Origin of the sequence: Stieleria tagensis, assembly GCF_024129865.1 — a bacterium.
Classification (GTDB): Bacteria; Planctomycetota; Planctomycetia; order Pirellulales; family Pirellulaceae; genus Stieleria; species Stieleria tagensis.
Genome location: NZ_JAMYFE010000059.1, coordinates 25316 through 38397, shown reverse-complemented (window position 1 = coordinate 38397; position 13082 = coordinate 25316). Strand labels below are relative to the sequence as shown.

7 protein-coding genes and 1 pseudogene are annotated in these 13082 nt (G+C 55.5%); 7 read left to right on the top strand and 1 reads right to left on the bottom strand.

Translation table 11 applies throughout. The features are described from left to right. The 7 genes and pseudogenes from NHH03_RS15030 to NHH03_RS15000 form a co-directional block, all read left to right on the top strand. Nucleotides 1–521 (top strand): annotated as a pseudogene (locus NHH03_RS15030) (hypothetical protein); the annotation flags it as partial. Nucleotides 522–1182: 661 nt separating this feature from the next. Beyond that, the gene (locus NHH03_RS15025) at nucleotides 1183–1791 is read left to right on the top strand and encodes a sigma-70 family RNA polymerase sigma factor (RefSeq protein ID WP_390895569.1); all 609 of its coding nucleotides are present in this window, start codon (nucleotides 1183–1185) and stop codon (nucleotides 1789–1791) included. Continuing rightward, complete coding sequence (locus NHH03_RS15020; protein ID WP_253157463.1) at nucleotides 1788–4352, top strand: serine/threonine-protein kinase; 2565 nt, start codon at nucleotides 1788–1790, stop codon at nucleotides 4350–4352. Before NHH03_RS15025 ends, NHH03_RS15020 begins: the two co-directional genes overlap by 4 nt. Next, nucleotides 4349–5548: a hypothetical protein gene (locus NHH03_RS15015; protein WP_253157462.1), complete on the top strand. Its 1200-nt coding sequence runs from the start codon at nucleotides 4349–4351 to the stop codon at nucleotides 5546–5548. The genes NHH03_RS15020 and NHH03_RS15015 overlap by 4 nt, the downstream gene beginning before the upstream one ends. A gap of 158 nt (nucleotides 5549–5706) precedes the next feature. Further along, a complete protein-coding gene (locus NHH03_RS15010; protein ID WP_253157460.1) occupies nucleotides 5707–6192 on the top strand; it encodes a DUF1569 domain-containing protein in 486 nt (161 codons plus the stop codon). Nucleotides 6193–6292: 100 nt separating this feature from the next. Beyond that, nucleotides 6293–8500, top strand: coding sequence for a peroxidase family protein (locus NHH03_RS15005; RefSeq protein WP_253157458.1), 2208 nt, complete (start codon nucleotides 6293–6295; stop codon nucleotides 8498–8500). A 459-nt stretch (nucleotides 8501–8959) separates the two neighbouring features. Next, complete coding sequence (locus NHH03_RS15000) at nucleotides 8960–10411, top strand: alkaline phosphatase PhoX (RefSeq protein WP_253157456.1); 1452 nt, start codon at nucleotides 8960–8962, stop codon at nucleotides 10409–10411. A gap of 166 nt (nucleotides 10412–10577) precedes the next feature. Here NHH03_RS15000 and NHH03_RS14995 read toward each other — a convergent pair whose 3' ends face one another. Further along, nucleotides 10578–12953, bottom strand: coding sequence for a prolyl oligopeptidase family serine peptidase (locus NHH03_RS14995; protein ID WP_253157454.1), 2376 nt, complete (start codon nucleotides 12951–12953; stop codon nucleotides 10578–10580). Nucleotides 12954–13082: the final 129 nt, after the last annotated feature.

Below are 13082 nucleotides of genomic sequence, written 5' to 3'. Positions count from 1 at the left end.
GATTTAGCGGTATTGGGCTAGAGGTTGACCCCTACGTCCTTCAGCGTGTCGATGAATACCTGGACACCGTCAGCCAAAACAATGGATCAGACTACTACAGCGCTGTCGGCTACTCGTATCGTCCTGGCGACGCGCCGTCACCATCGATGACCGCTGAAGGCATTCTGTGCCGACAATACATTGGTTGGCAGCGAAACGTTCCCGAAATGGCTCGCGGATTGGAAACGCTGGCGCAACGCCATCCCATCGATCTGCGGGATAGCGACGTCTATTACTGGTACTACGCGACTCAAGCGTTGCATCACTACGGCGGCGCGCTATGGAAACAGTGGAATGACAAACTCAAGGTGGCCTTGCCGTCGACGCAAGAATTGCGTGGTCCGGAACGCGGCAGTTGGTCGCCCCAGCGAGATGCATGGGGACGACACGCCGGCCGGCTCTACCAAACTTGTCTTTCGCTGTATTGCTTGGAAGTCTACTACCGACACATGCCACTCTACAGCCCGCCGCAAGACCTCTAGATCTGGGCGTGAGATGCAAGTCTTGAAGCCAGCGTGTTCGCGTGGGGCATTGTTTTTTGGTAACCCGAAGCGTCAGCGATGGATCTCGCTAACACCCAAAATCCCTCGCTCACGCGTATTGGAGTTGCGCTTCAGCAATTCACTCTCCCGCCCCGCGGGAGAGTCGGACGTCTAAGCGGCCGGAGAGGGTTCTCGGCGCGCCCCTCTCCGGCCCTGAAAGGCCGACTCGCCAAGGGAGGGTGAAGAGATCGAATCGGCAATTTGCCGATCCACTTGAGCTGAAAAGGCTGATGGGCGCTGGCTTCAAAATTCACGCGTCGGGTTGTGATGAAAAGCGCCACTTCAATTTCTTCACGCTCTCTTGGGCATGGGTGTCTACGCAAGTCAAAATCGGGCTCCCGCCTCTCCCGCGAACGCTGGCGAGCCTAAGCGAACATTGCGCCGGGAGAGATCAAAATTCATTGAAAAATGTCCGGCGGTTTTGCGCATCAACTGCAACTGGAACAGAGAGCCGCGGTTCGGTGTTTTCTTCACCGCGCCAACAGGAATCGGCGAGTTCGACCGGCAGGATGCCTTTCTCATACCGCTCATCATCATGTCGTCAATTGTCAGTGAAACGTCCGATCCGGGCGACAGTCCGAACCTGGACTGCGGGGACGAAATGGAGTTTCCGAAGTTGCTGGCCAACGCCCGCGCGGGGGATCGCCAGTCGCTGGGGCGACTGTTGCAATGGTACGCCAACTATTTAACGATCCTGGCCAGCACCCAACTCGATCGCCGGCTGCGTCGACGCCTGAGCCCGTCTGATATTGTTCAAGAAGCGATGTTGGCCGCACACCAAGATTTTGCGGGTTTCCGCGGTAACAGCCAAGGCGAGCTGTTGTGCTGGTTGCGAGCGATTTTGATCCATACGCTGCACCGCAATTTCAAACGGCATGTGACGGTTGAAAAACGCGACATCCGTCGTGAGGTATCACTCGAACATGTTTCCAACCGATTGGAAGAATCCGCAGTCAACTTGGCCGCAATGCTGCCGGCTGGTGGGCAATCACCGAGTGGGGCGATGCAGGCGCGGGAACGATCCGTCGAACTGGCAAACCAATTGAGTCGATTGAGGCCTGCGCATCGCCAGGTCATCACACTACGAGTGCTACAAGGCCTGTCGTTTGACGAGATCGCTGCGCAGATGGACCGCAATTGTGGCGCTGTTCGAATGTTGTGGTTGCGCGCTCTCGAAGCGTTTAAAACATCGGGAGTTGACCACAGATGATTGCGATCAACCACTCAGGGACAATCGACAGTACCGCTGCCGAGTCATCGTTATTGGCTGAGCTGACGTTCGATCAGCAGACACGATTGACCACGCAACTCGATCGGTATTTGACCGCTCTGGAAAACGGTCAACCGCTTGATGCAGGTGTAATCGCTGCAGAGAACCCCGACATTGCAGCGGTTTTCCAATCGTATTTGAAGAAACTCCATGCGTTGTATGGTGTCGCCACTACCCCCGACGCCACCGGCCCGATCGAGACGCTTGATCGACTGACGACGGGCACCACGACGCTAGGAGATTTTACGATTCAACGTGAGATCGGTCGTGGTGGAATGGGAGTCGTCTATGAAGCAACCCAGAATTCATTGTCTCGTCGGGTCGCGATCAAATTGCTCCAGATTGCATCGCTGCTTGATGCGCAGCAGATCGCTCGATTCAAAAACGAATCGTATGCCGCGGGATTGTTACAACATCCGCACATTGTGCCTGTCTACTGCGTCGGTACACAACGTGGGGTGCACTACTATGCGATGCAGTTTATCGATGGAATTTCCCTGGATGGATGGTTGCACCAGCAACACGCATTCACCCAGCATGCGACCTGCGGTCAGTGCTCAGGGAACGGTCCATACGACATCCATTGGCAGCACATCATCGGATGGACTATCGACATTGCCGACGCGCTAAACTCCGCGCACATCGCGGGCGTCGTCCATCGCGACGTGAAACCGTCCAATCTGATGCTTGACCAACAGGGAAAAATTTGGATCACCGATTTCGGTTTGGCCCGCTGCCAGTCCGATCTCTCGCTGACCAGATCGGGGGACTTGGTCGGCACCGTCCGCTATATGAGTCCCGAACAAGCGAAAGGGCAACACGCGATCGTTGACGGTCGCACCGACGTCTACTCGCTTGCGGCCACGACCTATGAACTACTCACAGGGAAACCTGCGCACGACGGCGACGATGCTCCAACGCTGATCAAAAACATCTCCGAGCGAGACATTCCACCGCTTCGACAACTGCGTCGTGATCTGCCGCGAGATCTAGAAACTGTGCTAGCCAAAGCATTGTCAAAATCTCGTGATGGTCGATATGACACCGCCAGCGCATTTGCGGATGACTTGCGGCGTGTACTCGCCGGCCAACCCACTTTGGCCCGTCCGGCGACGATCGTGGATCACGTCATTCGATTTGCATCCAAGCATCGTCTGGCAGTGCTTTTTGCAATCTTGATTGGATTGATCGGACTCGTTGGTTTGGCAATGGGAACAGCCATGCTTTCGGCCGAAAAACAGGTTTCGGACAACAGTTTAGCACGTGCCGCCCGAATGGAACGCTTGGCGCGCGGTGCCGTTGATCGGCTGGGGTCTCAGATGGCCGAACAGTTGACTGGGATTCCCGCCGCAGCCCCCGTCCGTCGACAGCTGCTCGCAGAAACACTCAGCTACTACCAACAGTTCGCCGCTAGCGCCGGCAATGATCCGGAGTTGCGTGAAGACGTCGCGATTACATTTGGAAAAATCGGGACGTTTCAAAGCGACCTGGGTTTCAATGATCTGGCAATCAATGCCCTCGAACGCAGCGAGTCGATTTTTGCTGAATTGGCACGGGCGGCGCCCAGGGACAAACGCCTGGCATTGCAATGGTCAGTTAGCCAGAACAATCTGGCCCAAGCACTTGCGACCCACGGAAGTCTGGAGCAAGCCGCAAGCTACTTTGCCAAAGCAATTGCGGCGCAAGAGCAGTTGCTAACGCAATCAGAGACCTCTTCTGCGCGACTGCAATTGGCCACTACGCTGAACAACCTTGGGCTGCTATTGGCCGAATCGCAATCTGATCACGAAGCAGAGCGCGCCTATCTGGATTCCGTCGAATTGCTTCGAAAGGGCGTCGAATCATCCGATCAATTGGAAACCAAACAACAGCTTGCCACCGTCCTAGGGAATTTGAGCGGGTTGTTGGCTAAAAAATCGCCTGAGCGCGCCGTCGGCTACGCCCGTGAGGCGCTGACCCAGCAGACCGAAGCACTTCAATCTGATCGAGGCAATGTCAACCTCGCTCTCCAGACCATTGCCACGCTCAATACGTTGGGAACGGCGCAGTCGGCTGCCGGGCAGCCCAGCGATGCGATCCGAACGTTTGACCAGGCGATCGACATTGGCCAGCAACTTTTGGCCCGTTGGCCAGACCAATCGACCTACCGACGCGACTTGGTCGTCAGCCTGAACCACCTGGGTTTAGCGTTGGCTAAAACAGGCGACTTGGACAAGGCCGCGGAGTCATTTCAGACAGCGATGGTGTATGGCAGACCGCTTGCCCAACTCTTTCGCAATGACGCGGAAACCCAGTCGATGATCGGAAGTGTTTTGAACAACTTGGGGTTCCTGCAACAACAACGTGGCGACAATGAATCGGCCGCTGCGACATTCACCGAAGCCATTGAAGCTCAATCGTTGGCGGTCGAACTGGCTCCGGAGGTCAAGAGATATCGGCAATACCTTCGCAAACACCAACAGAACCAGCGGACAGTGGTTTCGGGTGAATCCGCATCATGAACAATTTGTCATCATCACGGTCGCTGTTGTTGGAGCAACTGGAATCGAGATGCCTACTTGCCGCCGAATTCGTGTCGCTCACCTTCACCAACGAAGGTGCTTCCGAAGGAGCAAAACGACAACATGATAATGCGCCACCTTCCGAGTCGGCGGTCACTCGTTCTGCGCACGACACTCAACAGGGCCAAGTGGATCGGCAACACCATCATGGCAGCGATCCACCGGGGCTGGACCGTCCTGCACGCAATGACGGCGGGTTACTTGACCGTCCGCAAGGCAGTCGCGAACCGACTCCCCAGCCACCCGCGTCGACGCTGCCACCGCCCGGTGGCGAGTCACTGTTGCCAGAACCAGTCTCACCAACATTGCCACAACCGGTTCCCAATCCCGATTCCACAGGCGTCCCCTCGTTGCCCCCGGATCGCCCGCCGCTAAGTCTCACCTCCTTCTTACCTGCACCACAGCAATCCGACACAGCGGATAGTGAGCTTCGAGCGTTTGCTTCCGTCACGACTGTTGTTCATGAGAGATTGAATCTTGACCCCATCACAAAGTCTGCGACTGCGACAACAGAGCGTCCGATGGATCAGTCGATCTGGTCAGAATCAGACTCCGGCGGTGTGATTGAAATACAGCCACTATCGAATCAAGACCCGCTGTCGCCCGACAATGACGAATTGGAAAAGCCATGGGAAATTGACATCGCGTCGATCGACCAATTGCGGCGGACAGCCGATTTATCAATCGATTCGGCCGATCGCGTCGACCGTCGACAGACCGATGCGGTCATTGCATCCTGGTTTGGCCAGCAAACGGGATTCATTGATGTCCATGCCGACGGAGTCCTGTCACCGATCGAGCCGTTGACGCCTTCGGTTGTCGACGTGGTATTGGACGCCACGGTCGGGTTACACCGCAGCGTCGATCTCATTGCCGACACGACAGACCAATCACCAATCTCAGATGACGTTCGCCTGGCGATTCTGAATGCGATCGCAGCCGAGCATCCATTTCTGCCCGCTGTCGCGATGAACCAGACGATTCGCTCATCTGGCAAGTCGACGTTCCTATCTGCCACAACGATTGCCTCGCCAGTCGCCGTGGCATTGGTAACCAGCATCGCAGTCGCCGCACGGTCCCGACGATCCGGTGCAGCAATGGAATCCACACGGACGATGAAATCAAATACCATCTAATGGTGCGTCAAACGAAACACATAGGGTTGCTCGTTTGATCGGAAACGAGGCCTAGGTTCCAAAAGTGTGGCGTTGACGTACCATTCATCTGTCCCTTTGTGGCTGTTTCATTCGGGCCACAGTTCGCATCTGAACTGACCGCGCAAAGATATCTAGCAATGCCTCGACCAAAAAAACGAATCCTCGACTTTCACACCGGCGAAGACGTGATCGCGGAGATCAATCGATTGCGACAAGACGGTTATCGCAAAACCAAAAATTGGAACCTGACCCAGGCTTGTGAACATCTCAATCTGACGATGACTGGTGGCATGGAAGGTTTCGGTTTTCGGCTGCCGTGGATTCTACGTGCAACGGTCATCAAATGGGTGATCAATCGCATCTTCCGTACCCGAAAGATGTCCAGTGCGCCGACCATTGATCGATTGAAACCGAAAACGGAGGACGGGCCAGACGACGACGGAGTGATCGACGATTGCATTGCAACCATCCGCCAAGCGGAAAGGTTTGACGGATCATTGGAGGACTATCCTTTTTTGGACAATCTAAAACCAGACGACTGGCGCCAGTTCATGTGGATTCACGCCGCGCATCACCTCGGATTTTTTGTCGCAAATGGAGAAGAAACAAGGTTGCCGGTGTGACATTTTTGCATCAGAAGTTCCCCACTAGAAATGGAGCGGCCACTCTGGCACGCCGCGCCCACCTCCTCTTCTTCTCTTTTCTAGTGCGAGGCCACTTGCAATGCGACGTTTCTTAAAATCCACGCGTCAATCGTTCGTTCACCTTCAACGCCAACTACGGCAACGGTACAGCCGCACCCAACGCTCTCGTACGATTGTCGGCCGCCGGCGTCTGTTCGGTGAAACCTTAGAAACACGCCGGCTGCTGGCAGCCGATTTCGAAGGTTTCCGCCACAACGCTTTTGATGCCGAAGATGTCAACGACGACGGCCAAGTTTCTCTCGTCGACGCACTACTGGTCATCAATTCGATGGAGCACCAGGATCGCGGCGACAGCGAGATGTTCACCGATGTCAATAATGACGGCAAACGCAGCGTTCTCGATGCACTTCGAATCATCAATCGGCTCAACCGTGGGCGTGAGACAGACGATCGAAATCCCCCTCCCGGCGACCGCGATGTCTCAGATGTTCCCTCTCTGCCCGATGAGATTCGGTCGATCGATGGAACCGGAAATAATTTGGAAAACCCGTCATTCGGAACTCCCGGCGAGGCACTGCTGCGGATCGCTGACGCTGACTATGGCGATGGTGTTTCAACGCCTGCGGGTGCAGATCGACCTAGCACCCGTGAAATCAGCAACGAACTGGCTGATGTGGGCATCGACGAACTCAAGAACGACCGCGATCTGTCTGCTTTTCTGTATGTCTGGGGACAATTCATCGATCATGACTTGGGACTTAGCGAAAGCTCTGCCGAAAACGAAGCCTTCGACATCGCCGTTCCTAGCGGTGACCCTTGGTTCGATCCCTTTGCCAGAGGCGACGTTGTCATTCCGCTGACCCGCTCTAGCGTGGCAGACGGAACGGGGACATCGGTCGACAATCCCGCCCAGCAAATTAACGAGATCACTTCGTACATCGACGGATCACAGGTCTATGGCAGTGACCAAGCAACCGCGGATTCACTCCGGACATTCGAAGGAGGTCGATTGGCGATCACCGACGAGGGACTGATTCCAATGGACGAGCATGGGATGGTGATTGCTGGTGATGTGCGAGCCAGCGAGAACGTGGCGCTGACCGCTATTCAAACCTTGTTCGTGCGAGAACACAACCGTTTGGCTGATCAGATCGCTGCGGCAGATCCGGATGCCTCCGACGAACAGATCTACCAACAAGCGCGGGCGATGGTGATCGCTGAAATCCAATCCATCACCTACAACGAGTTCCTTCCGGCCTTGCTGGGCAAACGGGGATTGCAAGCGTACGACGGCTATGATCCTACGGTGAACCCCGGCATCGCCAATGAGTTTTCCACCGCTGCGTTCCGTTTCGGGCACAGTACACTGAACGACGACATCGAATTTTTTGACAATGATGGTCGAGCGATCGGAGACGAAGTTGAACTGAAGGATGCATTTTTCAATGCGTCCCTGCTGGAAGAAACCGGGATTGACTCCATCCTCAAATACGATGCCTCGTCACAGTCCCAGGAAATTGATTTGGCGGTCGTTGATAGTCTGCGCAACTTTCTATTCGGACCTCCCGGAGCCGGCGGATTAGATCTGGTAGCGATGAACATCCAACGGGGCCGTGACCATGGGCTTGCCGACTACAATTCGACTCGGGCCGCATACGGGCTCGATCCAGTCGAATCGTTTTCTGACATCACCAGTGACATTGACTTGCAAGGAAAGCTGGCCAGTCTTTATGGCGATGTCGACAACATTGATCTGTGGGTCGGTTTGATGGCGGAAGATCATCTTCGTGATGCATCCGTGGGAGAATTGACTGCGACGATCATTGCCGACCAATTCCAGCGGACTCGCGATGGTGATCGTTTCTACTACGAAAATGTCTATTCCGGTTCGGAACTACGGTCGATCAACCAGACGACCTTGGCAGACGTGATCGAGCGGAACACCGACGTCGAGGGCCTGCAAGAGAATGTCTTCTTCATGCGCGCAGAAGTTCGCGGTCAGGTCACTGCGGGAACGACTTTGGCAGCGGTCAGTCTCAGTCGTCAGGGCAAAAATGATCGCCCCGATTCTCCCGGGGTCGCCGACGTCACGGTCGAACTGTTGAACGATGAGGGTGAAGTGATCGATTCCACGGTCACCGACAGCCGTGGCAATTATCGCTTCCGTTCCTTCCCAGAAACCGGTGACTACCAAATCCGTGTGGCACAAACCGGCGAAACGCTTTCGGTATTGATCTCCGATGGAGACACGCGGATCCGTGAAATGGACTTTGAAATGATCGTGTAACACCGCTGAACTCGCTTGCCCACCGCTGCAGCGGCGGGCAGCGACAGGCCGCGCACCAGTGTTTTGAAGTTGCCCTTTTCGATTACATTCTCCAGCGCGCCGGAGAGTGAGTTATCTCTCACTCCTGGTCCGGATGATTCATCAGCCGTTTCGTTACAGACAGTGCATAGCCCAGGCAACCGGACGCTAGCGCGCGTGCGGCTGATTAGCGCAGAATGTTTTCTGCAGGTTCTCGTAACACTGCAGCAGCAAAGAATTTGCGCCGTTCGGTGCCAATGTCGTGAATCATCCGGGCCGGTCGCACAGCGGGGGAGACCGCCTCTCTCTGAGGAGCGAAAGAATTAACACGGTCTTAACACGAGGGCTCTTTCTGAATCGGTGTGAATCGTGGAAAGTTTGCGTTCGCAGGGTCGGTGCTTTTTCCGGCCTGGATTGTCCATGCTGTTGACGAGACCTTTTGTGAACCAACCCACTCGACGCAAATTTCTGAGTGATAACTTTTCGGCGGCCACGTCCTTTGCCGTCGCAGCTGCCTTCACCGGACTTGGCGGCCGCTTGCTCCATGGTGAATCGCCTCATCGAACGAGTGGGCTGCGTGACGTTGCAGATGAAACCACCGGATTGCCGTTGCTGCGGCTGCCAGAGGGGTTTCGTTATCGCACTTTCGGCTGGACTGGCGATCGGATGTCCGACGGTGTGATCACGCCCAAAGCCCACGATGGGATGGGGGTGGTGTTGGCCGAGGGAAATTTGCTGACGCTCTGTCGCAACCATGAAATCAGTGACGACGGACCAGCGTGGAAGTCAGCCGCCGCAGGACTATACGACCCGATGGCTCAAGGCGGGTGCACGCAACTGGTTTTTGATTCCGCCAAAGGAGAATGGTTGGACAGTCGAGTCAGTTTTTCCGGCACCAGCCGAAACTGTGCCGGTGGGGTGACGCCATGGGGCACGTGGCTGACCTGTGAAGAATCGGTCTTGGGCCCTCAGGATCGTGATCCCTACAAAGGCAATCAGAAACGCTGTTTTGAAAAAACACACGGTTGGATTTTTGAGATCGTGCCGGGTGATGCGAAACGGCTCGGTAGCACGACGCCGACGGCAGCCAAACCGATCAAAGGCATGGGGCGGTTCGTGCATGAAGCCGTTGCAATCGATCGTCAGACGGGCATCGTTTACGAAACGGAAGACCGAGAAACATCCGGTTTCTATCGCTACATTCCCGATACCTATGGCGACTTGGCCGCCGGAGGGCGCCTGGAGATTGCTGAAGTCATCGGGCAACCCGACCTACGCGGCGGTTTTGCCAATGGCACCACGTTCGATGTGCGTTGGCACCTGATCGACGATCCCACGCAAGCTCATACGCCGGAGTCGCTCGTCAACGCAACCGACGGCCAATTCGGCGACGAACTGGGGGTGTTCAAACAAGGCGCCGCCAAAGGTGGATCAATATTTTCGCGACTAGAAGGCTGCTGGTTCGGCAACGGATTGGTGTACTTTGATGCGACCGATGGTGGCGCAGCGAAAGCGGGCCAAATCTGGCAATACGATCCCCAGCAAGAAACGTTGACGCTGTTGTTCGAATCGCCCGACAAGCCGACCTTGAACATGCCTGACAACCTGTGCGTCAGTCCGCGAGGCGGAATCGTCTTGTGTGAAGACAACGACTATGGCGCGAATGAATATCCGCAGCGTGTTTTTGCCCTCTCGCAAGACGGTCGGCTGTCATTGCTGGCCGAAAACAACGTTCGCTTGAACGGTGAAAAGAACGGATTCACAGGCGACTTCCGCACTAAGGAATGGGCCGGAGCAACGTTCAGTCCAGACGGTCAATGGTTGTTTGTGAACTTGCAAACGCCTGGCATCACTTGTGCCATCACCGGCCCTTGGGAAGACACCCTGGTTTAATACCGGCGTTTGGACTTCGACGCGGTTGATTCATCAACCGCCCAGCACTAGCAAACGGTTCCTTGTTGCTCACATTGCAACGCCCATTGAACCGGACGCTAGTGCGTGCCGGCTGAGACAGGTTCTCGTTAACACTTTGCCAACGATGAATCATCGGTGACGACCGCTACCGGGCGGCTGGTCGGAGTTGCTCTACAAAAAAGTCACGCATTTGACGGCGACCATAACTGCCGCCGTCGCTGTGTCCCATTCCCGGAACCATCAAGTAACGAAAATCCTTGTCGGCCTTGATCAACGCATCGACCAAACGAAACGTTGATTCTGGAGGTACGTTTTGGTCCAGTTCACCCACGACCAAGAACAGTTCGCCGGATAATTTTCCGGCGTTATCGATGTTGCTGTTCTGGGCGTAGTGCGGACCGACCGGATAGCCCATCCATTGCTCGTTCCATGACGCTTTGTCCATGCGATTGTCATGGCAACCACAGGACGCGTAGGCGGCGTTGTAAAAATCGCCGTGGAACAGCACGGCGCCACAGGCATTTTGGCCGCCAGCAGAGGTTCCAAAGATCCCGACGCGAGACAAATCCAATGCCGGGTACTGATCCCCGACCGCTTTCATCCATGCAATGCGATCGGGAAAACCTGCGTCTTTGAGATTTTGCCAACACACGTCGTGAAATGCTTTGGATCGATTGGCGGTGCCCATTCCATCGATTTGTACGACGACGAATCCCAGCGCGGTCAACTCGCTGAATCGTTTAGAGTGTGAATAGCGTTTGGGGACGTGAGAATCGTGTGGCCCGGCATAGATGGCTTCGATCAGCGGATAGCGTTGGGCCGCCGCTGGATCGAAGTTGTCGGGGAAATACACATTGCCCCAAATCTCCGTTTGTCCGTCCCGACCGCGGGCATGAAAGACTCGCGGCAAGGTCCAAGGTGTGTCACCGTCTTGCAGACGCTCGGCCGCCATCAATTCTGTAATCAGCTGACCGTCGGATGTGCGTCGCAGTTGATGGACCGGCGGCAAGTCGACGCGACTGTGTGTTGTGATTGCAAATCGTCCATCGGGTGAAAACGTGGCCCGATGATCACCATCGGCAGCGGTGATCGCCACAAAGTCGCTGCCGTCGATCTGGGCCCGAACCAGATGCCGGTGGTAGGGATCTTGGTCGTCATAAAATTCACCGACCATCAAATCCATGTAACCCTGATCTTCGTGGATCGCGACGATTTCGCGGACCAGCCAATCACCGGCCGTAATCGCTTGTCCGGCGATGAATTTCTGGTGACCGGCGGGATCGGAAATCGATTGCAATCCAGGGCCATTTAAATCGACCAGGTACAAATGGCGATAGCCGCTGCACTCACTGGCATAAATCACTTGGTCACTTTTTTCCAAGTAACTCAACAGTGGAATTTGTGGACCATGCATCGTCCAAATGAAGGTGTCAGTCGTTTCGTCGATTAACGTTCGTGTGGTCGAATTCGCCGGGTCAACCACCAACAACCGCAAGCGTTGGTGCCCGCGATCAATTTTTTCGAGGACAATTTGTTGATCGCCCAGCCAACGTAAACGTGGCCGGCCGAAATCAATCGTCGGCACATCCGTTTGGATTCGCTCGCCGCTGGCCGCGTCATACACCAGCAATTCGAATTCGTCGTACGGATCACCGGGCAAGCGATAGGAATGTCGCTGTAAGACCGCACGTCCGCCGCCGGGCGGAGACGATTCGAGGGTCAATGCATCGGCTGGTTTGTGTCGTTTGACTTTCCAAGCCGCTAACACTGTGCCATCAGGTGACCACTCCGGCGAAACAATTTCGTGGCCGTCCATCGAGCCGACATCCAGGTCTTGCCAGCTTTCGTCTGCAGTGTCGCTACGTCGCAGTTGAAGCCCTGTGTCTTGGCGACGAAATTCGAATTCACCATCGGCGGATTTGTTGGTGGATGATCTGGGGACATCTGATCCACGTCTGCGGCGGGGACGTCGCGAAAGAGACTGGGGCAGTTCGAATTCAGTCTTGATCTGAACTTCGGTCGGCGGCGACTGAGCGACCAAGCTGCCGAAATAGTTTTCATCGCCGCCGCGAACCATCCACGTGTGACCGGAATACGTGTGTTGTGAATGCGTTTCTCCCGGTTCTAGTTTTCCATAGCCCTGCGGACGTCCATTGGTGTCGATCCAAAACAACTGCACCGTCTGATCGGATACATTTTCAAAGGTGACCGAAGTCTCCGTGCCAGAGGACTGCGATTGCGGCGGCGCCCCGCCCCGCAAACCCGACTCGATCTGATCGGAACCCGTTTCGAGCGGCGTGATCGTTCCAGCAACAGCATCGACCTTCAACGTTCGCGTGTTACCGTCTGGGCTGCGTTGTTGGAAAGTGAACTGCGTGTCGTCGATCCATTCAGGCACAATTCGCTGATTGATCGTTTGGTCACTCAGTGGTTGCCCACCGGCCGGCGGTGCCGCTACGACAGGGGTAAGTCCGATGCCAAATAGAACGAGAACTTGCCAAACGCACCCGATGACTGCCATGTACCGCATCTTGCTTTGCTTTCCTGGTTAGTGTTTCGCGAAACGTCCAGCGGCATTCTAGTGAACGCGTCGGCGAATGGATCGGCGCAATCAACTCCTCTGGCCAAGTTGAAGCGCACAAGCTGGACA

Coding starts and splice junctions, on each gene's coding strand:
- NHH03_RS15025 (WP_390895569.1), top strand. CDS start 1,183: ATGGAGTTTCCGAAGTTGCTGGCCAACGCCCGCGCGGGGGATCGCCAG.
- NHH03_RS15020 (WP_253157463.1), top strand. CDS start 1,788: ATGATTGCGATCAACCACTCAGGGACAATCGACAGTACCGCTGCCGAG.
- NHH03_RS15015 (WP_253157462.1), top strand. CDS start 4,349: ATGAACAATTTGTCATCATCACGGTCGCTGTTGTTGGAGCAACTGGAA.
- NHH03_RS15010 (WP_253157460.1), top strand. CDS start 5,707: ATGCCTCGACCAAAAAAACGAATCCTCGACTTTCACACCGGCGAAGAC.
- NHH03_RS15005 (WP_253157458.1), top strand. CDS start 6,293: ATGCGACGTTTCTTAAAATCCACGCGTCAATCGTTCGTTCACCTTCAA.
- NHH03_RS14995 (WP_253157454.1), bottom strand. CDS start 12,953: ATGGCAGTCATCGGGTGCGTTTGGCAAGTTCTCGTTCTATTTGGCATC.